24 protein-coding genes are annotated in these 22,378 nt (G+C 62.8%); 7 read left to right on the top strand and 17 right to left on the bottom strand.

What is annotated here, in order from left to right; all coding sequences use genetic code 11:
- Positions 1–224: 224 nt before the first annotated feature.
- A complete protein-coding gene (locus JP75_RS21675; protein ID WP_051961102.1) occupies positions 225–938 on the top strand; it encodes a biosynthetic peptidoglycan transglycosylase in 714 nt (237 codons plus the stop codon).
- A gap of 115 nt (positions 939–1,053) precedes the next feature.
- Here the strand turns inward: JP75_RS21675 and JP75_RS21670 are convergent, their stop codons facing one another.
- From JP75_RS21670 to JP75_RS21660, 3 genes are all read right to left on the bottom strand, one after another.
- On the bottom strand, positions 1,054–2,025 hold the full coding sequence (locus JP75_RS21670) for a prephenate/arogenate dehydrogenase family protein (RefSeq protein ID WP_051961100.1): 972 nt from the start codon (positions 2,023–2,025) through the stop codon (positions 1,054–1,056).
- Positions 2,022–3,116 carry a histidinol-phosphate transaminase gene (gene hisC / locus JP75_RS21665; protein ID WP_035086826.1) on the bottom strand — a complete coding sequence of 365 codons (1,095 nt, stop codon included), beginning with the start codon at positions 3,114–3,116 and terminating at the stop codon, positions 2,022–2,024. The genes JP75_RS21670 and hisC overlap by 4 nt, the downstream gene beginning before the upstream one ends.
- 72 nt (positions 3,117–3,188) lie before the next feature.
- On the bottom strand, positions 3,189–3,920 hold the full coding sequence (locus JP75_RS21660) for a class I SAM-dependent methyltransferase (RefSeq protein WP_035086825.1): 732 nt from the start codon (positions 3,918–3,920) through the stop codon (positions 3,189–3,191).
- A gap of 84 nt (positions 3,921–4,004) precedes the next feature.
- Between JP75_RS21660 and gloB the strand changes: the two genes are divergently transcribed.
- Both gloB and JP75_RS21650 read left to right on the top strand, forming a co-directional pair.
- Positions 4,005–4,772 (top strand): hydroxyacylglutathione hydrolase, encoded by a 768-nt coding sequence (gene gloB, locus JP75_RS21655; RefSeq protein WP_035086824.1) that lies wholly within the window; start codon positions 4,005–4,007, stop codon positions 4,770–4,772.
- Between the two features lie 141 nt (positions 4,773–4,913).
- Positions 4,914–5,165, top strand: coding sequence for a hypothetical protein (locus JP75_RS21650; RefSeq protein ID WP_035086823.1), 252 nt, complete (start codon positions 4,914–4,916; stop codon positions 5,163–5,165).
- A 58-nt stretch (positions 5,166–5,223) separates the two neighbouring features.
- On the opposite strand, the gene JP75_RS21645 is transcribed toward JP75_RS21650, so the two are convergent.
- The 4 genes from JP75_RS21645 to JP75_RS21630 form a co-directional block, all read right to left on the bottom strand.
- Positions 5,224–5,673 carry a hypothetical protein gene (locus JP75_RS21645; protein WP_051961098.1) on the bottom strand — a complete coding sequence of 150 codons (450 nt, stop codon included), beginning with the start codon at positions 5,671–5,673 and terminating at the stop codon, positions 5,224–5,226.
- Between the two features lie 64 nt (positions 5,674–5,737).
- Positions 5,738–6,631, bottom strand: a complete 894-nt coding sequence (locus JP75_RS21640) for a 2-dehydropantoate 2-reductase (RefSeq protein WP_035086822.1) — start codon at positions 6,629–6,631, stop codon at positions 5,738–5,740.
- Between the two features lie 296 nt (positions 6,632–6,927).
- Complete coding sequence (locus JP75_RS21635; protein ID WP_035086820.1) at positions 6,928–7,986, bottom strand: Gfo/Idh/MocA family protein; 1,059 nt, start codon at positions 7,984–7,986, stop codon at positions 6,928–6,930.
- A 17-nt stretch (positions 7,987–8,003) separates the two neighbouring features.
- Positions 8,004–9,488: a GMC oxidoreductase gene (locus JP75_RS21630; RefSeq protein ID WP_035086819.1), complete on the bottom strand. Its 1,485-nt coding sequence runs from the start codon at positions 9,486–9,488 to the stop codon at positions 8,004–8,006.
- Positions 9,489–9,653: 165 nt separating this feature from the next.
- Between JP75_RS21630 and JP75_RS21625 the strand changes: the two genes are divergently transcribed.
- Positions 9,654–10,538 (top strand): sugar phosphate isomerase/epimerase family protein, encoded by an 885-nt coding sequence (locus JP75_RS21625; protein WP_035086818.1) that lies wholly within the window; start codon positions 9,654–9,656, stop codon positions 10,536–10,538.
- A gap of 166 nt (positions 10,539–10,704) precedes the next feature.
- Here the strand turns inward: JP75_RS21625 and JP75_RS21620 are convergent, their stop codons facing one another.
- The 4 genes from JP75_RS21620 to JP75_RS21605 form a co-directional block, all read right to left on the bottom strand.
- Positions 10,705–11,535: a sugar phosphate isomerase/epimerase family protein gene (locus tag JP75_RS21620; RefSeq protein WP_244446383.1), complete on the bottom strand. Its 831-nt coding sequence runs from the start codon at positions 11,533–11,535 to the stop codon at positions 10,705–10,707.
- A gap of 124 nt (positions 11,536–11,659) precedes the next feature.
- The gene (gene fumC, locus JP75_RS21615; protein WP_035086816.1) at positions 11,660–13,060 is read right to left on the bottom strand and encodes a class II fumarate hydratase; all 1,401 of its coding nucleotides are present in this window, start codon (positions 13,058–13,060) and stop codon (positions 11,660–11,662) included.
- Positions 13,061–13,191: 131 nt separating this feature from the next.
- Entirely contained in the window at positions 13,192–13,371 is a 180-nt protein-coding gene (gene rpmF / locus JP75_RS21610; protein ID WP_035086813.1) for a 50S ribosomal protein L32, read from the bottom strand.
- Between the two features lie 166 nt (positions 13,372–13,537).
- Entirely contained in the window at positions 13,538–14,509 is a 972-nt protein-coding gene (locus JP75_RS21605) for a DUF2125 domain-containing protein (RefSeq protein WP_035086811.1), read from the bottom strand.
- 298 nt (positions 14,510–14,807) lie between these two features.
- On the opposite strand from JP75_RS21605, the gene JP75_RS21600 reads away from it, so the two are divergent.
- Positions 14,808–15,356, top strand: a complete 549-nt coding sequence (locus JP75_RS21600) for a gamma-glutamylcyclotransferase (RefSeq protein ID WP_035086809.1) — start codon at positions 14,808–14,810, stop codon at positions 15,354–15,356.
- Positions 15,357–15,361: 5 nt separating this feature from the next.
- Here JP75_RS21600 and JP75_RS21595 read toward each other — a convergent pair whose 3' ends face one another.
- From JP75_RS21595 to JP75_RS21580, 4 genes are all read right to left on the bottom strand, one after another.
- Positions 15,362–15,673 (bottom strand): hypothetical protein, encoded by a 312-nt coding sequence (locus JP75_RS21595; RefSeq protein ID WP_152565945.1) that lies wholly within the window; start codon positions 15,671–15,673, stop codon positions 15,362–15,364.
- 142 nt (positions 15,674–15,815) lie between these two features.
- The gene (locus JP75_RS21590) at positions 15,816–16,616 is read right to left on the bottom strand and encodes a lysophospholipid acyltransferase family protein (protein WP_244446384.1); all 801 of its coding nucleotides are present in this window, start codon (positions 16,614–16,616) and stop codon (positions 15,816–15,818) included.
- A 143-nt stretch (positions 16,617–16,759) separates the two neighbouring features.
- A complete protein-coding gene (locus JP75_RS21585; protein WP_244446382.1) occupies positions 16,760–17,707 on the bottom strand; it encodes a cell division protein FtsX in 948 nt (315 codons plus the stop codon).
- On the bottom strand, positions 17,700–18,362 hold the full coding sequence (locus JP75_RS21580) for a cell division ATP-binding protein FtsE (protein WP_035086807.1): 663 nt from the start codon (positions 18,360–18,362) through the stop codon (positions 17,700–17,702). Before JP75_RS21580 ends, JP75_RS21585 begins: the two co-directional genes overlap by 8 nt.
- Positions 18,363–18,542: 180 nt before the next feature.
- Here JP75_RS21580 and JP75_RS21575 point away from each other — a divergent pair, with 180 nt between their 5' ends.
- Together JP75_RS21575 and JP75_RS21570 are read left to right on the top strand one after the other, a co-directional pair.
- A complete protein-coding gene (locus JP75_RS21575) occupies positions 18,543–19,532 on the top strand; it encodes a zinc-ribbon domain-containing protein (RefSeq protein WP_035086806.1) in 990 nt (329 codons plus the stop codon).
- Between the two features lie 104 nt (positions 19,533–19,636).
- On the top strand, positions 19,637–20,047 hold the full coding sequence (locus JP75_RS21570; protein ID WP_035086805.1) for a response regulator: 411 nt from the start codon (positions 19,637–19,639) through the stop codon (positions 20,045–20,047).
- Positions 20,048–20,225: 178 nt separating this feature from the next.
- On the opposite strand, the gene lysA is transcribed toward JP75_RS21570, so the two are convergent.
- Both lysA and JP75_RS21560 read right to left on the bottom strand, forming a co-directional pair.
- Complete coding sequence (lysA, locus tag JP75_RS21565) at positions 20,226–21,506, bottom strand: diaminopimelate decarboxylase (protein WP_244446381.1); 1,281 nt, start codon at positions 21,504–21,506, stop codon at positions 20,226–20,228.
- A gap of 156 nt (positions 21,507–21,662) precedes the next feature.
- Positions 21,663–22,373 (bottom strand): gamma-glutamylcyclotransferase, encoded by a 711-nt coding sequence (locus tag JP75_RS21560; protein ID WP_035086803.1) that lies wholly within the window; start codon positions 22,371–22,373, stop codon positions 21,663–21,665.
- Between the last annotated feature and the right edge of the window lie 5 nt (positions 22,374–22,378).

Here is a 22,378-nt window from a genome sequence, read left to right as displayed (position 1 = left end):
AGCGCACCGTGGCGCATGGCGGCGACGACGCGATCGGCCGCAGGGCCGGGGCCGGAGAGCCGGGCGCCCGTCAAGTATTCGGAAAGACCGGCCTCAACGGCGCGGGCGCAATCGGCACTGTCGGCGGAAAAGTCGTACATGGGTCGTTGCTAACCCGTTGGCATGAAGGCTTCAAGGGGACTTCCGGTCTTGGCCATAGGGCTGTCTGCCGCTATCACCATGCCATGGCACGAAAAGCATCCAAGGGTTTTTGGCGGGTACTGCGTTTCCTCGGCACCGCCATTGCGGTGCTGGTCGCCATTCCGCTGGTGCTGACGCCGGTTTATCTGGTGTTAGATCCGGTTTCGGTGCCGATGCTGGAGCGCTATCTGACGGGCCGACCGGTGGTGCGCACGTGGCGCGATATCGATGATATTTCTGACCGGTTGAAGGCTTCCATTATCCTCTCGGAGGATGGGCAGTTCTGTCGTCACTGGGGTGTCGATATCGGTGCCTTACAGGCCGAGGTCGATAACTTCATTGCCGGCGAACCGACACGCGGCGCTTCGACGCTGACCATGCAGGTGGCGCGAAATCTCTTTCTCTGGAACGATCCCGATCCTATCCGCAAGGCGCTGGAAGTGCCGCTGGCGATCTATGTCGATCTGATCCTGCCCAAGAAGCGGATCATGGAAATCTATCTCAACATTGCCGAATGGGGACCGTTGGGGGAGTTCGGCGTGGCGGCTGGGAGCGAGCGGGCTTTTGGGCGGGAGCCGCAGAATTTGGATTGGCGCACGGCGAGCCTTCTTGCTGTGACGCTGCCAAATCCGATCGTGAGGAATCCAGCGCGGCCGAATGCGGGGCTGCTCAGGGTTGCCGGGATTGTCGAGGAGCGGGCGCGCACTTATGGGGAGCGCGCCGCTTGCGTGGGGAACAACGGAAGGTTGGACCTCTAACGTTCCCGCCACTCCATCGTCATTGCCGGGCTTGTCCCGGCAATCCATCCCGCGGCCGGCATGGACCACCGGGACAAGCCCGGTGGTGACGACAACCTAAAGATTGGAGGACAGTTCAGGCGTCGTCGCCGCCGCCGTGTTCGCGGACGATGGTCGTTTCCGGCGCCGGCGGGGCTTCGTGCGGGCGGCCGAAGTCGGGCGCGGCGGTTTCCTGGCCGGCATTGATGATCGAGCGGCGGATGGCGCGGGTGCGGGTGAACATGGCTTCGAGCGCCTCGCCGTCGCCTGTGCGGACAGCGCGTTGCAGCACCGAAAGATCCTCGGAGAAGCGACCGAGCATTTCGAGGACGGCGTCGCGATTGGTCAGAAACACGTCGCGCCACATGACCGGGTCGGATGCGGCGATGCGGGTAAAGTCGCGAAACCCGGAGGCCGAGAATTTGATGACTTCGGACTGGGTCGCGGTTTCGAGATCGGCCACCGTGCCCACGATATTGTAGGCGACGAGATGCGGAATGTGGCTGGTGATGGCCAGCACCATGTCGTGGTGCGCGGCATCCATGCTCTCGACCTTGGAGCCCATGGCGGCCCAGAAGCTGGCGAGCTTTTCGGTCTCGGCCGCGGGTACTTCGGGGCCGGGGGTGAGGACGCACCAGCGGCCGGCGAAGAGTTCCGGGAAGCCGGCGGAGGGGCCGGAATGCTCGGTGCCGGCGATAGGGTGGCCGGGAATGAAATGCACATTGGCCGGCAGGTGCGGGCCGACGACCTTGACCACGTGCTCCTTGACCGAGCCGACATCGGAGACGATGGCGCCGGGTTCCAGCGCGGGCGCGATGGCCTTCGCGAGAGCATCATAGGCGCCGACGGGGGCGCAGAGGATGACGAGGTCGGCGCCGCGCACGGCTTCGGCGGGATCGAGCGTGTAGATGTCGCCGAGGCCCAGTTCGCGGGCTTCATCCAGCGTTTCCTGGCGGCGAGTCGAGATGGAGATGACATCAACCAGACCCTGGCGCCGGGCGGCGAGGGCGATGGAAGAGCCGATAAGGCCGATGCCGATCAGGGCAAGCTTACGAAAATGGGTGCTCATTGGGCTGGTCCCATGGATTTGAGAATTTTGGCGACGCCGCGCATGGCGTCTTCGGAGCCGATGGAAATGCGCAGGCCGTTGTGGATGTCGTAGGATTTTCCGACTTCGCGCACGACATAGCCGCCTGCCATCAGCGTCTCGAAGGCGCGGGTGGCGGTTTCTGCATCGGGGAAGAGCACGAGGATGAAATTGGCCTGGCTCGGCAGCACGCGCATGGCGTTGCCGCTGAGTTCGGACGTCAGCCATTCGCGCCACTTGGCATTGTGCTCGCGCAGTTTTTCGTTGAATTCGACGTCCCGCGTTGCGGCCGCGCCCGCCAGTTGAGCCGGCAGGTTGACGTTGAAGGGGCCACGAATGCGGTGGATGGCGTCGTTGACATGGTCGGGCGCAACCATCCAGCCGATGCGGGCGGCAGCGAGCCCCATCTTGGAGAAAGTGCGGACCATGACGACGTTTTCGGCTTCGCCGACAAGGTCGAGGCCGACAGAATAGTCGGCGGCGGTGACATATTCGGCATAGGCGCTGTCGATGACGAGCAGGATATCGGGGCGCAAGGCGGCATGCAGGCGGCGCACTTCGGCATCGCTGAGATAGGTGCCGGTCGGGTTATTGGGATTGGCGAGCCAGATCACCTTGGTTCGTTCGGTGACGGCGGCGAGGAGGGCGTCGACATCGGCCGTGTAGTCGGTCTCGTCGACCATAACGATTTTTGCGCCGGCGGCCATGGTGATGATCGGATAGACCGAAAATCCGTAGCGGTTCATCACCGCTTCGTCGCCTTCACCGAGATAGGTCTGGGCGAGGAGATGCAGGAGGTCGTCCGAGCCATTGCCGCAGATGATGCGGGCGGGGTCGATGCCATGCACTTCGCCAAGGGCCTCGCGCAGGAGGCGCGAGGAGCCTTCGGGGTAGATTTCGAGGTGCTGGGCAGCGGCGGCGAAGGCGGCGATCGCCTTGGGGCTGGCGCCGAGCGGGGATTCATTGGCCGAAAGCTTTACCGTCTTGCTACCCGGTGCGCCGGATTTGCCCGGCAGATAGGGCGCAATATCGAGAATTCCGGGCTGCGGGATCGGGCGAGTGGGAGCGGTCATGACGCACTTTTATGACAGGCAGGAAAGGCCGCGCGGACCATATGCAAAGCGGGGAATAAAGGAAAGGCTCTCTCAGCTTGAGCGAGCCGTGGCCGCGGAGAGGCCGGGCAGGCGGACATAGCGTTCGGCGCGCTTGCGGCGGGGAACGGCCGGAAAAGCTTCCTTGCGGGCCCTTACGCAGATGACGCCGCTCATCGGCGGGCCGAAGAGGCGGCCGACGCGCTCGAAAAAGCGGGCGGAACGTAGGACGATCGAGGACTGGATCGGCGGCATGAAGAGGCCGTCGCGCCAGGCTTCGGGCACGAAGCTGTGGTCGCGGAGGAGTTTTTCCAGTTGCCCGCCGGAATAGGGATTGCCCTGGCCGAAAGGTGTCGCGTCGCGCTGGGCCCAGATGCCGCGGCGGCGCGGGACGACGATGACCAGGTGGCCATTGGGGGCGGTGATGCGCCAGAGTTCGCGCATCAGCTCCTCGGCATCGGCGACGTGTTCGAGCGCATGGACGGCGATGGTGATGTCGATGGAGGCGTCGGCCAGCGGCATTTCGAGGGGATCGCAGAGGACGGTATGCGACGGGCCCTCGCGCGGCCAGGCGGATGCGCCCTGGCGCTCGGGCATGACGGCGAGGACGCGTTCGGCCGGTTCGAGAGCGAAGCGTAGGTAAGGCGTTGAAAAACCGAGGCCCAGCACGCGGCGGCCCTTGAGGTCGCCGGAGAGGGCAATGATCTGCTCGCGCACCAAAGCGCGGGAAATCCGCCCGAGGGGGGACTTGTAGTAGGAGATCAGGCGGGTGACATCGCTGGTCATGAATCAAGTCTAGACAAAGCTGCGTGGGTTGTCATCGCAGGGTGTCGGTCCTAGCCTGCCGCGACAGAAGAAGAGGAGTTTTAGATGGCCGTGATCGTTGATGTTTTTCCCGCCCGCCAGGATAATTTCGGCTATCTGATCCATGACGAGGCGACGGGCCGCACAGCGGCGCTCGACGCGCCGGAGGCGGCGGCGATCCGGACGGCGCTGCAGATGCGCGGCTGGACGCTCAGCGATATTTTCATCACCCATCATCACCTCGATCATGTTGAAGGCATTGGGGAATTGAAGGCGGCCTTCGGCAGCCGGGTGGTGGGGCCGCGGGCCGAGGCGGACAAGATCGAGGGGCTCGATGAACTCGTGGGCGATGGCGACCGGGTGACGCTGGGGGAAACGGCGTTCGATATTATCGCGACGCCGGGACATACGCTCGGGCATATCGTCTATCATGATGCTGAAAACAAACATCTTTTCTCGGCGGATGCGCTGTTCTCGCTGGGCGTGGGCAGGATGTTCGAGGGGACGCCTGGGCCGATGTGGGCGGGGCTCGAACGGTTGCGGGCGCTGCCGGATGAGACGCTGGTTTATTGTGGGCACGAATATACCGAGAGCAATGCGCGGTTTGCCTTGAGCGTTGATCCCGACAATCTGGCTCTGCAGGCGCGGGCGGCTGAGGTGAAGGCGCTGCGGCTGGCGGGGAGGGCGACGATTCCGTTCGAACTGGGCGAGGACAAGCGGGCCAATCCGTTCCTCCGCGCCGATGCGCCGGAGCTGGCGCGGTACTATGGGCTCACCGGAAAGCATCCGTCCGAAGTCTTTGCAGCGATCCGCAAGGGTAAGGATAATTTCTGACAACCAGTCACATTTTGGGATCCCAAATCGTTAACAGACTGTTAACGTCTGGCACGCGCCTTGCACCTTTACGTGCAGGGGCCAGTTGATCCGTCTCAAAGTGGAACAACTGGCCCTCGATGACACAGGCGAGGGACCAGAATGAGCGAGATTGAAACACAGCGGACGCAGCTTCCCGTACCGGTCACGGTAGCCGGCCCGCGACCCTCGCTTGCCTGGAGCGCACCGAGTGCCGCTTTCGTCAGCCAGCTCATTGCCGCGCGGGAGCATCTGCCGAGCCAGCGCGAGCGCCGGACGGCGAGTGTGGATCGGGCGGTTGGGGCCTATCGGCAGGGGGCCGGGGTTGCCGTCAAGCGGATGCCGGAGGGCTATCGCAAGACTGTCGTCGCCTGATCGGCATAAAAAATCCCCGCCCTTGAGAGCGGGGATTTTGTTTTTGGACTTGCTGTCTTCAGCTCATCGAGACGTCGCGGCTGGCGCTGGTGATCGAAACCGTAAAACCGGCGACGACGTCGATCAGGCTCATGACCATGAGCAGGAAGAAGACGGAGCTCGAAGCGGCGCCGACCAAAAGGAATTCAATCAGGAAGAGCACGAAGAGCAGCATGGAGAACATGTGCTCGAGAATGGAATTGCGTGCGGTCTGGGTCGATTTCAGCACTTCGAAAAAGAGCGCCAGAATGCCGACCACCAGCAGGAGATCGCCGGCGGTGATGGCCCAGGGCATGCCGGAGGGCATGGGGATGGAGAAAAGGCCCGCGCCCCAATTAACGGGATTGCCGCCGAAGAAGACGAACACGGCGATATTGTAGAGCACGAAGGGCACGACCAGCAGCGGCACGATAAAGGTGTTGCCGCGGCGCGGTACGCGTTGATTGGGCAGGACGACGGTTTCCGTCATAAGAGCCTCCGGTTGGTTTTCGGAAGATGCCAGAGGAATAAGGCGGGCGGAAGAGCGCTTAGCTCTATGCCTTTTCAATCCATGGCGCGCCGGAGGCGGCGAGGAGGGTGACCAGCACCTTGTTCATCGGCGTCGGGATGCCGTGCTTTTGCCCGAGGCGGACAATGACGCCATTGCGGGCATCGACTTCCATGGGGTGACCGGCGAGGCGGTCGGCATGGAGCGAGCCGGCTGAACTGCCTTCGGCCATATTGCGGGAATTTGCGATGGCCTGTTCGACGAAGTCTTGGGAAATGGTGGCGCCTTCGGCCCGGCCGACGGCGGCGCATTCTTCAACGACGCCGCGGACGATGGCTTCGAGGTCGGGGTTCCAGACAGGGCCGGTGGCGCGCAGGGTCAGCGAGGGTACTATGGCGATGGAATTGCCGGTGAGTTTCAGCCAGGCCTCGGAGATGAAATCGGCATGGGCCGATGCTTCGATTTCGGTCTTGGCAAAGAGGGTGGCAAACTCTTCGCCGTTTTGTCCGGCGGGCACGGCGATGATGCCGTGGCGGTGCTGGGCGATGCGGCCCGGGGCGCTGCGGGCGGCCGGCAGGTTGATGATGACGGGGACGATGCGGGAGGCGGGCACGAGGTGTGCGAAGAGGCGCTCGTGCTCGACCCCGTTCTGGATGATGGCGACGCGGGTGTGGTCGGCCACGAGGTGGTCGAGCCAGGGCTTTGTGGCGTCGGCGTCGTAGGTTTTGGTAGCGATGAGGACCCAGTCGACAGGGGTGGCGTCGGCGGGGTTGGTGATGATTTTGGGCGTGGCCGTGATCAGGCCCTGGGGTGTTTCGACTTGCAGGTCAGTAAAGGGCGTGCGCGCGCAGACGGTGACTTCAATGTTCGGGTCCTGGGCGAGCCAGGCTGCCACCGTGCCGCCAATGGCGCCGGGTCCGATGAGGGCGATGGTGGTCATGGGAAACTCCGGGGCGGGCTGTGGCGAGATCGGGATCAGTATGCCCGCTAAAGCTGACACTGCAATGCGCAATCCACTGAACGTCACCCTCGGGTGAGGCCCGAGGATGACGCCGATGGTGGGGCGAAGCGCCAAAGGGCGGTGAAATAGCTCGGCTGGAACGGTGCTCCCCGAGACCTCATGGTGAGCTTGTCGAACCACGAGGTTGCGGGAGTGGAGACTTGGGTGCCACGACCTCGTCCTTCGACAGGCTCAGGATGAGGTCTACTGGCGTTTCCGTTGGTTCGTAGAGCGCTTTAGAGTTTTACAGCCAGCCCAGTCCGCACGCTTTCGTCTGCAGCGAGGCAGATGTTGAGCGAGGTGACGGCGTCGTTCATGTGGCGGGTCAGGTCAAAATTTTCGGTGATGGCGCGGTAGACAAAATCCTGCTCGCGGTCGCAAAGGCCCTGGTGGTCGGGTTCGCCGTGCATATCGAGCCAGTCGTCGGGGCGGGCGGGCTTGTTGTTGGCGTCGAGCGCGCCGTGATGGACGAGGATGCGCGAGGTCTGGGTGTGGGCGTTGATATCGGCCGAGGCCGCGCCCTGGTCCATGACGATGGAAACCGAGCCGTTGGGCGAGATGACGTCTTTCACGAAGAAGGCGGTTTCCGACATCATCGGGCCCCAGCCGGCTTCGTACCAGCCGACGCTGCCGTCGTCGAACAGCACCTGGAAGTGGCCGTAATTATACATGCCCTGCGGCAGGCCCTTGGCGAGGTTGACACCCATGCCGCGCACTTCCACCGGCTTGGCGTCGGTGATCTGGCACATGACGTCGACATAGTGCACGCCGCAATCGACGATGGGCGATGTGGTCTGCATGATCGAGCGGTGGATGTCCCAGGCGGGGCCGGAGGACTGCTGATTGAGATTCATGCGGAAGACATAGGGACCGCCGAGGTTTCGCGATTCCTCGATCAGTTTTGTCCAGGAGGGGTGATGGCGGAGGATATAGCCGATGACCACTTTTTTGTTATTCGCCACGGCCGTGTCGACGACGCGCTGGGCATCGGCGACGGTGGCGGCAAGCGGCTTTTCGACGAAGACGTGGGCGCCTGATTCAAGGGCAGCCACGGCATAGTCTGCGTGGGTATTGGTGTGGGTCGCGATGGAGACGACGTCGGGTTTTAGTTCGGCGAGGGCTGCGGCAAAATCGTTGCGGATGGGGTAGCTGGCCAGTTCGGCCGGCAGGGTCGGCGCGGAACGATTGACGAGGCCGACGATCTCGAAGCCGGGATGGGTGTGATAGGCAATCGCGTGGCTCTTGCCCATCTGGCCAAGGCCGACGACCAGGACTTTCAGTTTCTTGTCGGTCATTGTTTTGGTCTCCTGGGTCAGGCGGTGCGGCGGGCTGCGGCGATCTGGCGGGCGCCGAAGGTGGCGAGAGCCGTCGAATAGAGGGTCGGATTGGTCGCGGTGACGGTGGGGATGACGCCATTGCCGGCGACATAGAGATTGTCAAAACCCCAGACGCGGCTGTTGCGATCGCAGACGCTGGTACCGTCGTCCTTTTCGCCCATGCGGACCGTGCCCTGATAGTGGAGGGAACTGCCGACGGGCTGCATGATGGTGGCAAAGCCCGGCGCCGGACGGCCGATAATATTGGCGACGCGGATGGCGACGGCCTTGGCCTCTTCGACGCGGGCCTTGTCGGCTTCGGACGGTTTCCATTTGATCGAGATGGAAGGCAGGCCGCGCCAGTCGGGCTTGGTTTCGTCGAAGACGACGCGATTGTCCCAATCGATATCGGTGGGGCAGAAAACGCCCATGCCGACGGGCTGGCCGGTGAAATCGGGCGTCTTTTCGATCGAAGAAAGGGTGGTGGCGTGGATGGTCACCGAGAAGGGGAATTCATTGGTGGCCGGAATCCAGTTCATGGCGCGCATCGGCGGATCGCTACGCATCTCGGCCATTTGCGAGATGATGAAATGGTCGTTGAGATTGCGGCCCAAAGCTTCGGGGCGGATGCCGGACGCGAAGAGCAGTTGCGGGGTATGCAGGGAATCGCAGGCGACAACGACAGTGCCGGCGGAGAGGAAGAAGGTTTCCGTTTCGCCGGCACGGACCAGGTCGACGCCCACGGCGTGGCCATCTTCATGGACGACGCGGCGGCAGATGGTTTCGGCGAGAATCTGGAAGGTTTCGGCGGGCTCGTTGACCAGCGGACCCAGAACCACGTCGGTGCCGTGATAGCGGAGGCCTTCCGGGCCGGGCGTGGCGGCCAGCGGCATGGCGCGAACCGTGCGGTCCGGGCTGCGGCCGGCATTGAAGGCCTCGCCGAGTTTTTCGCGCAGGGCAATGGCAGTGGTGTCGCCGGCGCGCGGGTCCTTGTTGGTGCCCAAGAGGCCTTCGGCAATGCCGATTGCCGCTTCGAATTCGTCGGCGGGAATGAAGGGAACGCGCTCGGCCTCAGATGGCGTCGGGGTGCCGGTCGACCACTTCGTGCCCATGCCGCCGACATTGGCGGCGGAGAAACCGGCAAAGAGATTTTCCGAGGGGTCGCTTTCATTGGCGATGTAGAGACCGGAGCGGCGCAGGAAAGACGCATCGAAGCCACCGGCGCGACGGGCTTCCCATTCTTCCTTGCTGATCGACAGGCGCGGAGAGCGATCGCCGCCCTGGGCCAGGATTTCGAGCTCGGCGCGCTTTTCGAGATCCAGCACATTGTCGAGATGGCCGCCGACTTCGGGCAGGATTTGCGGGCCTGCTTCCACCATGACGATGCGGGCTTCCGGCCAATCGCGGCGGATCATCCGCGCATAGGCGCTGCCGGTGGGGCCGCTGCCAATGATCACGACATCAGTTGAGGGGGAAGGCATCGCGATTTCCATCCAAAGTGCTGGTATGCAATTGGTATCAATGGTTCTAATTGGTATGTAAAGTCAGAATGCGACGTTGCAAAAAATTCTCATCCAATTGGACGCATGTCCTGGTCGCAAGATCGGTATCCGCTTTCGGCGGACATGTTTTTAGGAGCGCTCGAAATGAAGATTGGCCTGTCCTCTTATAGCTTCCGCCCCATGCTGACCGATGGCAGGCTGACCCTCGAAACCCTGTTCGACTGGCTCAAGGAGCATGGTGCCGAGCACCTTGAAATCGCGACCTTTTCCTTTGCCGGAGCGGGCACGGATGCTGGCTATGACCTGAGCACGGACAAAGCCGTGCTCAAGCGGCTGGAAGCGGCGGTGGCGCGGACGGGCGTGCCGATTTCCGGCTTTTGCCTGGGGGCGAGTTTTCTCGAGGGCGAGGAGCGGCGGGCGCAGATTGATCTCGTGAAGAGACATGTCGAGCTTTGCGCGCGGTTTGGCGCGGGTTTTCTGCGCCATGATGTCGTGCCGTGGGCCTTGCGGCCCAATGATGCGGGCGAGATCGAGGCGGCGTTTTCGTCCATCGTCGATGGCTGCCGGGAGGTGGCGGAATTCGGGGCGCAGCATGGCGTGGTCACGAGCGTCGAGGACCATGGTTTTTTCATGAACGGGGCAGAGCGGCTGTTGCGGCTCGTTCACGCGGTGGGTCATGACAATTTCAAGCTGACGGTGGATGTGGGCAATTTCCTTTGCGTCGATGACAATCCCTATGTCGCGACGCGGCGCACGCTGCCGCAGGCGAGCTTTGTGCATGTGAAGGATTTTTACACGCGTCGAGCGGAGCCGGGGCCGGGCTGGCTGAAGACGGCCGGCGGGGAGTTTATTCGCGGCTCGGTGTTTGGGTTTGGTGATCTTGATACGAAGGCGCTGCTCGAGAGCGTGGTGGCCTCGGGTTTTGATGGGTTCTTGTCGCTCGAATATGAGGGGGCGGAGCCGACGCTGTTCGGGTGCGAGGTGGGGCTCAATAATATCCGGCGGGTGCTCAAGGAGATTGAGGGCTGATCGTCGCCTCTCTCAGTAGCCCTCATGGTGAGGTGCTTTGCGCAGCAAAGCCTCGAACCACGGGGGCGTGGCGCCGAGGGGTCGGGGCACGCCCTCGCCCTTCGAGGCTCGCCTTTGGCGAGCACCTCAGGATGAGGGCTACTGGGAGGGGCGGTAGTGTGAGGGCTTAGAGCGCCACGATCCGATCGAGCCGCGCCTTGATATCTGCGAGGCGCTGGCGATTGCCGCCGGGGACTTCGACCGAGACCCAGCCATTGTAGCCTGACTTGGCGAGGGCGCGGTTGACCTCTGCCCAATCGATGTCGCCTTCGCCCAGCTCGACCTCAAAACCCTTCCAGGGACCTTCGGCGTTCATGCGGGCGAGGCTGTATTCCTTGATGTCGATGCGGAAGATGCGGCTGCCGAGGGCTTCGATCCAGTCCGTCGGGCTGCCATAGCGCATGACATTGCCGACGTCGAAATACCAGCCGAGGCGGGGGTTGTCGAAACCGTCGATGAGGTGGGCGGCTTCGAGGGGGCTCAGGAGGAAATTGTTCCAGACATTTTCGAGCGCGATGGAAATGCCGATTTCCTCGGCATGGGGCAGCAGGCGGTCGATGCCTTCGACGGCGCGGTCATAGGCGGTGGCATAGGAGGTCGTGGCGTTGACGACGCCGGGGACCAGCAGCATGGTTTCGGCGCCGTAGGTTTTTGCCTGCTTCATGGCTTCTATCGAGGCGGCGACGCAGGCTTCGCGCACGGCGGGGTCGGGGTCGGTGAGCGGGGTCTTCCAGTGCGCGGAATTGACGACGCCGGGAATGGCTAGGCCGGTCGCGTCGCGGGCGGCGAGGATTTCGGCCTGGTTCAGTTCGTTGGGCGAGTCGAGTTCAATGCCGTCAAAGCCGAGGTCGGCGATCAGCTTGAACTTGTCGAGGATGGAGAGGTCTTCTTCGATCATCGACCATTTGAGGCTCGTTTTGGCCATGGGCCGGGCGTTGGAATTGGTCATAACGGACATTCACCTCTCTTGTTGAGGGCGATGCTAGACCAGCGCCGTTGCCGGGGCCAAGGCGCGAAATGCCCCATCCCCCAAACAAAAATGCCGCCCGTTGGGGGCGGCATTTTCAGGAGGGGTCTAAAACTTACTTCTTGATCGTCAGCGGACCGACCATCTGTTCGGGCTTCACTTCGGCGTCGAATTCTTCGCCGGTGAGGAGGCCGAGTTCGATGGCGGTTTCGCGCAGGGTGGAGCCGTTCTTGTGCGCGGTCTTGGCGATCTTGGCGGCGTTGTCGTAGCCAATCTTGCGGTTGAGCGCGGTGACCAGCATCAGCGACTGATCGACGAGCTGCTTGATGCGCTTGCGGTCGGGCTGGATGCCGATGGCGCAATTGTCGTTGAACGATTTTGCGGCGTCGGCGAGGAGGCGGACGGACTGCAGGAAGTTGTAGGCGATGACGGGCTTGAAGACGTTGAGCTCGAAATTGCCCTGCGAAGCGGCAAAGCCGATGGCGGCGTCATTGCCCATGACATGGGCGACGACCATGGTCATAGCTTCGGACTGGGTCGGATTGACCTTGCCCGGCATGATCGAGGAGCCGGGTTCGTTTTCGGGAATGGTCAGTTCGCCGAGGCCCGAGCGGGGGCCGGAAGCGAGCCAGCGCACGTCATTGGCGATCTTCATGAAGGCGACGGCGAGCTGCTTTAGCGCGCCCGAAGTGCCGACAAAGGCGTCGTGGCCGGCCATGACGGCATACTTGTTCGGCGCGGTGATGAACTCGTGGCCGGAGAGGGTGGAAATTTCGGCGGCGACGGCGACGGCATAATCGGGATGGGCGTTAAGGCCCGTGCCGACGGCGGTGCCGCCAAGGGCGAGTTCGCGCAACTGCGGGAGGGTCGCTTCAATAGCCTTGATGGCGAGGTCGATCTGGGCGACCCAGCCGCTCATTTCCTGGCCGAGCGTCAGTGGCGTCGCGTCCTGAAGATGGGTGCGGCCGATCTTGACCACGTCCATGAATTCCTGGGCCTTGGCATCGAGCGTATCGCGCAGGATTTTGACGCGTGGGAAGAGGTAATTGACGACCGCCTCGACGGCGGCGATGTGCATGGCCGTGGGATAGGTGTCGTTGGACGACTGGCTCATATTGACGTGGTCATTGGGGTGCACCGGCTTTTTGGAGCCCATGGTGCCGCCTGATATTTCGATGGCGCGGTTGGAGATGACCTCGTTGACGTTCATGTTCGACTGGGTGCCCGAACCGGTCTGCCAGACGACGAGCGGGAAATGATTGTCGAGCTTGCCGTCGATGACTTCATCGGCTGCGGCGACGATGAGGTCGCGCAGGGCCGGGTCGAGAAGGCCAAGCTTGGTATTGGTGATTGCTGCAGCCTTCTTCAAAATGGCGAAGGCGGTGATGATTTCCTTGGGCATCTTTTCCCCGCCAATGTCGAAATTGGCGAGGCTGCGAGCCGTCTGAGCACCGTAATATTTGTCGGCGGGCACGTTGATGGTGCCCATCGTGTCCGATTCAATACGCATGGTCATTTAAGGCTCTCCGAGTTGCTGGCCGCTCTTATCGGCGGAATTCATGACGAAAAACAAAACGGCCGACCCTATGAAGGATCGGCCGCTTAAAAGTATCAGGTCGCGCGCATCAGCGCCGCAAGCCTTTCGGCTTAGCTCTTGACGGCGAGAATCTGCCGGCCGCGATACATGCCGGTCTTGAGGTCGACGTGATGCGGACGACGCAGCTCACCCGAATCCTTGTCTTCGACATAGGTCGGGTTGGCAATCGCGTCGTGCGAGCGGCGGAAGCCGCGCTTCATCGGCGAGGTCTTTCGTTTTGGCACTGCCATGGTCGGTACTCCGAATTCAAAATCGTTGCGCCGCCGAAAGCGGCCCAGAGACACGTCTCTGTTGGGATTGTGGGGCTCTATAGAGCAGTTGCGCGCGCTTGGCAACAAGGGGATGGGTGGATTCACCGGCGAGGTGAAAGTGACGCCGGTGAATGTGTTCGGAGCCTCAGAACAGCGGGGGCAGGGCGGTGATCGGGACCAGGCCCGAGGACAGCGTGCCACCGCGGAAATTGAGCTGGTTGGTGTGGCGACCATCGGCTCCTGGGACGCCGAGGACCAGGGTGCGCCAGGGTTCTTCGATCAGGGGACCGATGCGTTCGGCAACGCCCATGGAATCGATGGCGATGGTGCCGGTTGGAAAACCCTCAGCGTCGAGGGCCAGCTTGCCCGAGGCTTTTAGGTCGGCATTGGCGTCGCTCATGCTGATGCCGACGATGTTGAGTTCGCCGCCGGCGCGCTGCCAGGCGGGCAAAATGGGTTCGAGGCCGATGGCGGCGAGTTCATCGGGGATGTTGCTGACCTCGGCTTCGACCTCGAGGGCGGTGCCGGTCAGGGTGGCGACGGGGAGATTGAGGGCGTCGGCCTTGAGATAGAGCGCGAGCGAGGCAAGGTTGCGTTCGGCGTCATGGGCCTCGGGGATATCGAGCAGGTGCACCTCGGCATGGGCGGCCTTGGCGAGCGTGGTGTCGCCCAGCAGCAGATCGTTCCAGGAGAGTTCGTCGCCGACGACCGAGAGGCGGGCGATGCGATTGTCGGTCAGGCGGAGGCTGCCATTGAGCGCGGTCCAGGAAATGGCCGAGCGCTGGCCGGTAAAGGCGTCGGAAAGCTGGGCCGGGCCCTTGGCCGAGGCGATGACATGGTTGAAGTCATAGACCATGACGCTGAGGCGGAGGCCTGGCACTTCGGCCATGAGATCGCCCGAGACGACGACCGCGTCGGTGCATTCGATATCGAAGGCAAAGGGGAAGCCGCCGATATTGAGATTGGCGCAAGTCAGTTGCGGGCTCGTTTCGCCATCGGCAAAGGCGAGGCGTTCTACCTCCTGGCGCACGATGCCGGAGGCATAGAACCAGGCGGCGCTGACGCCAAGGATGACGAGCAGCACGACGGCGCCCAGAATGATGATTCGTTTCTTCATGGAACGGTTTTAACCTTGGACGGGGCAAAGGCAAAACCGGGTCGCGTCCCTCAGCCTTTGTTCATACAAGTTTTGCCTAAGCTGTGGTTGTGGCCATGGCGAGGCTGGGCCTAGGGTTTTGTGATGGGACGAAAACCGTGGCTCCCGCCCCCCCTCCCCAACCCTCCCCGCGAGGGGGAGGGTGCTGGCCTGGTGGTCGAAAAAGAATTGTGCCCCAAACGCGATGCGGCACCTCCCCCTTGACGGGGGAGGTTGGGAGGGGGTGGTGGTGGGGCAGGGAGCGAGCGGGCGACAGGAAATGCAGGACGAGAATTCGGAAAATCATTGGGTCTTTGGTTACGGATCGCTGATCTGGAATCCGGGCTTTCCGTTCGTCTCGACGCATCTGGGACGGCTCAAGGGTGCACATCGCTCGCTTTCGATCATTTCGCACCATCATCGTGGCACGGTGGAGCAGCCGGGGCTGGTCTTTGGGCTGACGCGGGGCGGTTCGGTGCGTGGCATGGTCTTCGAGGTCGCTGGTGCGGAATGGCCAGCGGTGCGTGCCTATCTTGAAGCGCGCGAGCAGGTGACCATGGTCTATCGCGACGTGATGCGGCCGGTGGTGCTCGATGATGGGCGAAAAGTTTCGGCGCTGACCTTTGTGGTCGACGAGCGGCACGAGCAATTTGCGGGAAACCTGACGCTTGACGAGCAATTGGCCATGGTGCGGGCGGGCGTCGGCATTTCGGGGCGTAATATCGACTATGTGGTCAACACCGCAAAGCATCTCGAAAGCCTCGGGATACGCGACCGGGTCTTGATGGACCTCTTGCGAAAACTCGAAGACGAGGGTCAAGCGGCCTGATATGTTCAGGCGGCCTGATCGAGGGGGGCGGGAACGGCGCCTTCGAGGTCGGCGATGATGGAGAGGCGTTCGCCATCCACGTCCGGGCGCGGCAGGCGGAAGACGCCGTCGGCGCGGCTGAGGGCCTTGCGGAATTTGAGGCGGATCGCTGGTTCGGCAACAAGGTCCAGGCCGCAGCCGACCCAGAGAACGGTATTGCCACGGGCGATGAGATAGAGATCGGCGCCTTCGAGAATGAAGTCACGCAGATTTTGGGTAGCCAGATGATAGGAGCGGCCGGAAAGGCCTATCCACTGGCTGAGCCGCTTCTGTCGCATTGCCGGCTCCAGGCCAGCCTCAATCCACGAAAGCATCAATGTTCCTCCCTGTACGGAGCAGAACAAAAATAGAACAAATGCCGCGAATCAGTCAAGTCGCGTCACGGGACTACAAGATGTGGTGCTTTGTGGCTTTGTTGCGTCAAGATGAGGGGGTGCGTAGACGCGCCGCAGCGATGCGGGCGGCCAGGGCGGGATCCACGGGACGGGAGAGACCCGAATCGACGGCAGCCAGGCTCAGTTCATCGGAGCGGGTCTCGATGGCGCGTTTGAGGCGCTCGGCGAAGACGTCCGGCGCAAGGCCGGGCTCGATGGCCGGGAGCAGCTCGCCGCGGGCGGTGCCGGGCCAGATGATCAATGAATTGCGGCCCCAGAAGAGGCCGGAATTGAGCGCCACGGGCACGACGGGCACATTGAGTTCGGTATAGAGGCGGACAATGCCCTGGCGATAATCGGCGGGGGCGAGGGCGGCCTTGCGGGTGCCTTCGGGGAAGATGACGATGCGGCAGCCGCGCTCAAGGGCCGCATGGGCCTGGCGCATCATTTGCGGAATGGCTTCGGCGCCCTTCTTGCGGTCGATCTCGATGCAATCGAGCGAGCGCGCGGCCCAGCCGAAGAAGGGGATGTTCATCAGCTCCTTCTTGACGATGTAGGCGGGGCGGCCGGTATGGGGGAAAATGGCAAAGACATCCCAATCGGACTGGTGTTTTGAGGCGATGATGCAGCCGCCGGGCGGGATGTTTTCGGTGCCTGATATTTCGGTGCGCACGCCCGTGATGAAGCGCAGGAACTGCACGTTCGACCAGCACCAGTATTTGGCCAGGGCCCAGGTGAAGGGCGTGCGGCCGGCGATGAGGGCGATGACGCCGATGATGATGGCGATGACAGCCGTCTGGCCGATGAAGATGGCGTAGAAAAGCGCCGTGCGGATCGCCTGGATCACGGTTTTCAACTTTATTCGTCCTCCCGCCCCTCAGATCATTGTCACGTTTTCAAACCGGAAAAGTGGCAGCCACTTTCCCGAAAACGCTTTGGGGCTTGCCTCCTCAATAAAGCGGAGAACGCGGAATGGCGAGATGGGTTACCTCAGGAGGCTTCGCTGAGGTAACGCCGGACGGTCAGGCGCGAGGTGATGGCGGTGAGCGCCGCGATAACCGGCACGACGAGGGCGATGAAGATGATGCCGTCCATGCCGAGAACGAAGCTGCCGAAGACATAGCCGACCTGGGCGGTGGCCTCGGTGGGGAGGACTGAGCCGGCGGCCGTGCCGATCAGGAGGAAAAAGAGTGCGGCGAGGAGGGCGCCGAGGAGGCCGCCCTGGAGGCCAATGGACAAAAAACGCCCCTGGAATTCACCGGCAATGAATTTGTTGGATGCTCCGATGAAATGGAGCACATCGACAATTTCGCGGTTGGAGGCCATGGCGCCGCGGGTCGCAAAGATGATGGCAAGGACCGTGGCGACGCCGATAAGGCCGAGGACGAGGAGGCCCGAGACGACGACGGTGCCGGCCATGGTATTGAGCTGTTGTCGCCAGGCGGCGTGGGTATCAAGGCTCGCGCCCTTGATCGCCTGGAGATTGCGCTGGAGCTGTTCGATATCGGCGTCGACGGGATCGGCCAATTGCACGACGACGAGGCGCGGAATTTCGATGGCCGAGAGGTCGAGCCCGGCGCCGAGCCAGGGTTCGAGCAGGGCCTGGCTTTCCTCGATGGTGAGGGCGCGAGCGCCGGCGACGCCGGGGGTGGCTTCGGCCAGCGAGACGGCGGTGCGGAGATTGCTGTCCATTACTTCGCCTTCGACCGGGCGGATCTGGATGGTCATTTCGCGGCCGACATCGGCCGACCAGGCAATGGCCGACTTTTGCACCAGCACCACGCCGCCGAGGGTGACGGCGGACAGGAAGCTCATGATGGTGATGAGGAGGAGCAGGGTGCGGCCGGCAACGGAATGCTCGGGCACGATGGGGGCGCCGCCGCCGCGACGCGGAAAGGGCAGCCAATGGGGCAGACGGGACAGGAGGCTCCTAGTCATGGATGGTCAGAGCCCCCTTGTTGAGCACCATGCGCGGATAGGAGAAGCGATCGAGCAGCGGCAATTCGTGCGTGGCGAGAATGATGGTCATGCCCAAAGTGCGGTTGAGCTCGGCAAAGAGATGGACGAGGCGGCTCGACAGGTCCGGATCGACATTGCCGGTGGGTTCGTCGGCGAGAAGAATTTTGGGGCGGGCGATGACGGCGCGGGCGATGGCGGCGCGCTGTTTTTCCCCGCCGGACAGGACGGTGGGGAGCGCATGCATGCGTTCGCCGAGGCCGACCCATTCGAGCAGCTCGGTGACGTTGGGGCGATATTCGCTTTCAGGCTGGCCGAGGACGCGCAGCGGCAGGGCGACGTTTTCAAAGGTCGTCAGGTGATCGAGCAGGCGAAATTCCTGAAAGACGATACCGATATGGCGGCGCATCTGCAGGAGGCTGTCCTGGTCGAGTTTTCCCACGTCCTCGTTGAACATCGTCACCTTGCCGCGGCTCGGTTTCAGCGAGAGCAGAAGCAAGCGCAGGAGGCTGGTCTTGCCCGAGCCCGAGGGGCCGGTGAGGAAATGGAAGGAGCCGGGCTCGATGGAAAAGGTGAGATCGCTGAGGATTTCAGGACCATTGCCATAGCGCAGGCCGACATCGGAAAAATCGATCAAGAACGGGTGCTCCCCAGCTCGTCCGGTGGTCTCAACGCAAAAAGCGAATCACGAGTGGGCCGCATCATAGCAGCGCTGGCACGCGTTCGCGGCATTGCTCCCCGCTATGCCGGGGGGAAAGCGGCACAATTGTGATTTCTCATGGGTTTGAGGAGTATTAACCCAAGCGGGGATAGGGTCATGGCAATACCCGACACGGTTGCCGGCGCGATGATCATTACCTGCCCCAATTGCCAGACGAAATACCAGGTGACCTATGAGGCCATCGGCTCGGCTGGCCGCAAGGTGCAGTGCGCCTCGTGCCACCAGTCCTGGCAGCAATCGGCGCTGCCCGACCCCAAGCCCGATCTGAAACTGGTGCCGCCGGCCGATCCCGAATCGGATCGGCTGTTTGAATCCATGGCCGAAGAGGCGCTCGATGCCGCCATCGAGGCCGAAGAAAAGACCATTGTCGATGTTGAGCCGCGGGTGATCGAACCGATCGAGCCAAGGCCGGCGAAAAAGCGTGAAACCGCCGCCGAAATGCGGGCGCGGCAAAAGGCGCTGTCGCGCCGGCAGACCGCCATGGTGTCGCGCCTGCCGCTGGCGCGCATGCGGCGCTATGCGAGGGTGGTGGGGGCCGTGGGGCTCGCCAGTATCCTCGCCATTGCCTATTTCGGGCGGGTGCAGATCGTCGAGCGCAATCCTGATCTCGCGGGCCTCTATGAGGCCGTGGGGCTGGGCGTGAATGTCGTCGGGCTCGAGCTGTCGCATCTGCAATCGACGCGCGGCCTTTCCGAAGGCAAGGAAGTGCTCGTGGTTTCGGCCCAGCTCGTGGGGCTGATGCCCAATCCCGTGCCGGTGCCGCCGGTGCTGGTGAGCCTCCTCGATGACACCGGGCACACGATCTATGAATGGAGCGTCACGCCGCGCATTCGCGACCTGATGGCTGGCGAACGCGCAACGCTCGATACGCGCCTGCCGCTGCCGCCGGGCGAAGCGGTCAAGGTGCGCCTGACCTTTGCCGGTAGTCGCTCTGCGGCGGGTGGCGGCGAACAGGCCGGCGCGACTCCAGGCAATAGCGTGCCGCCCGATCCGGCGCCGCCTCCGCCGGCACCACCTCCGGAGCCGCCACCGGCGCATCCGGCGGAATCGCCTGTTGAAGCTGCCGCGCCCGCTGTTCACCACTGATGGGATCGTTCCTATATTGAAGCGAGCGTGTGACCTGTCACCTTTGCCCCTGACAGGTCCGGTCGGTGCCGCAAGGCTGCCGATCCGCCGCCCGGAGACTGCCTATGGCCCGCATTCTTGTCGCTGAAGACGACCCATCCGTTCGAGCGTTCGTCGTGACCGCGCTCACCATGAAGGGCCATGAGGTCGTCGCCGAGGAAGATGGCGGGCTTGCCGCCGAGACCATGGAAGCGGAAGGCGGCCAGTTCGACCTGCTGCTTTCCGATATCAAGATGCCGGTGATGGACGGGATTGCGCTCGCCCTGCAGGTGGGCTCGGCTTTTCCCGATGTGACGATTGTCCTGATGACCGGCTTTGCCGACCAGCGCGAGCGCGCGCATGGGCTCGAGGCGCTGGTTTACGATGTGATCGTGAAGCCGTTTACGCTGGCGGAGCTGTTGGCGAAGGTGGAAGATGCGCTGGAGGGGCGGCCGGTCGAGGTGCTGTCGCTGGCAAGGCAGGCGCGGGAAGAGTAGACTCCAAAACCTTACTCTCAATCTGTCGTCATTGCCGGGCTTGTCCCGGCAATCCATCTCGCCTCCGCATGGACCACCGGGACAAGCCCGGTGGTGACGACAACTGTAAGATTCCGCCTTGCCAAAACGGAGGTTTCCGCTTTCGCGGGAATGACACCGTGGGTGCTAGACTAGGGCCTCACACCCAGTCCGGCACGCTATCCAGCGCCAGCAATTCTTCGATCGATTTTCGCGGGCGAATGACGTGCCAGCGGGGGCCGTCGACGAGGACTTCGGGGATCAGCGGGCGCGAATTGTAGGTGGAGGCCATGACGGCGCCATAGGCGCCGGCGCTCATGATGGAGAGCAGGTCGCCTTCCCTAACGCCTGGAATGGTGCGACCCTTGGCGAGATAGTCGCCGGTTTCGCATACGGGACCGACGATGTCGCCGGTGATCGGCGGCAGGTTGGACTGGTTGACCAGTTCGACATCGTGATGGGCTTCGTAGAGCGTCGGGCGGATCAGGTCATTCATCGCCGCGTCGACGATGATGAAGTTGGACGAGCCTTCCTTCACATATTCGACCTTGGTGATGAGCACGCCGGCATTGCCGACGAGGAGGCGGCCGGGTTCGATGACGAGAGTGCAGCCCAATTGGCCGACCTTGTCGCGGACGACGGCGGCATAGGCCTCCGGGTGCGGCGGGGCTTCCTGATCGTGGTGATAGGGAATGCCGAGACCGCCGCCGACATCGACATGGTGGATGTCGTGGCCATCGGCACGAAGCGCTTGCACTAGCTCGGCCATGAGGCCGAAGGCATTGCCGAAGGGTTCGAGATCGGTGATCTGGCTGCCGATATGCATGTCAACGCCGACGGCGACGATGTTCGGCAATTCGGCGATGCGCTGGTAGACTTCGCGGGCGCGCTTATAGGGGATGCCGAACTTGTTTTCGGACTTGCCGGTCGAGATTTTCGCATGGGTGCGCGCGTCGACATCGGGATTGACGCGGACGGAGACGCGGGCGGTGAGGCCCATGTCCGTGGCGATCATCGAGAGGCGTTCGAGCTCGGGTTCGCTCTCGACGTTGAAACACTTGATGCCGGCCGTAAGACCCTGGCGCATTTCGGCGACAGTCTTGGCGACGCCTGAGAAAACAATCTTCTCGGCGGGGATGCCGGCGGCCAAGGCGCGCTGGAGTTCGCCGCCCGAGACGACATCGGCGCCGCAGCCTTCGCGGGCCATCAGGGTGAGCACGGCCTGATTGGAATTGGCCTTCATGGCATAGGCCATCAGCGTCGGGATGCCTTCAAAGGCTTCGCGGACGACGCGGACATGGCGGCGCAGCGTCGCCGAGGAATAGACATAAAAGGGCGTGCCGACCTTTTCAGCCAGCTCGTTGATATTGACGTCCTCGGCATAGAGGGTGCCGTCGCGGTGGTTGAAGTGGTGGACCATTTTTGCCCTTTTGGTCCCCATCAGAGTGTCACCCCGGCGAAGGCCGGGGCCCATCTCGAGATATGGGACTTTGCTGCATCTCAGGATGGGTCCCGGCCTTCGCCGGGATGACAACCGAGTGTGTGGAAGAACTCGGGGGATGTCCTAAGCCAAGGACCAAAAAAACAAAAGTGAGACTTATCGATCCGTCTCATAAACGGCTTCGATGCGCTCGGCGACGAGGTGTTGCAGGCGCCAGAGATGGGGATCGTGGAGGCCCATCTGTTCGAGGTGTTCTACGGTCGAGAAGAGATACTCAGCCATGGAGCCGCGGCTGCCGACAGCCCTAGCGAGGACGTCGGCTATCTCTGCCTCGGAGAGGCCGGTGACATAGCGACCGGAATGGCGATCGATACAGAAAGTCAGGGCGCGAATGGTGCGCTCGCCGGAGCGGACCGTCACCATGCGCGGTGGGAAAGCGGTTGGCTTCCAGCCCATTTCGCGCTCGAAAAGTTTTATCAGGCTCTCGTCGCGCTTGTGGGGCGGCAGGCGGTAGAGCGCGCCTTTGCAGGCGCCGCCGCGATCGAGCGCCAGCATCAGGCCGGGATTGGCATCGCTGCCGCGAAAGCGATTGTTCCAGCCCAGGCAAAAGGCGCGGTGCCAGCCGTGGAGGAGGCCGGTCCGGATTTCGACGTAGTCGCAGGCCGGTTTCCAGATCAGCGAGCCATAGGCGAAAATCCAGGTCTCGTCGCGGTCGTCGGGTCCGAAGAATTTCGCGATGGTTTCGCGGTGGTCGGCCTCGGTTGCCTCCGTCATGCCTTCGGGAGGCGGCGGCAGGCCTTCAACCACGGTTTCGGGCTGGAGATAGGCGACATGGCGCGGGGTCAGGCGCATCTGTCGAAGAGGCATCGGGC

Source organism: Devosia riboflavina (genome assembly GCF_000743575.1).
Classification (GTDB): Bacteria; Pseudomonadota; Alphaproteobacteria; order Rhizobiales; family Devosiaceae; genus Devosia; species Devosia riboflavina.
This window is presented reverse-complemented; position numbering and strand designations above follow the sequence as displayed.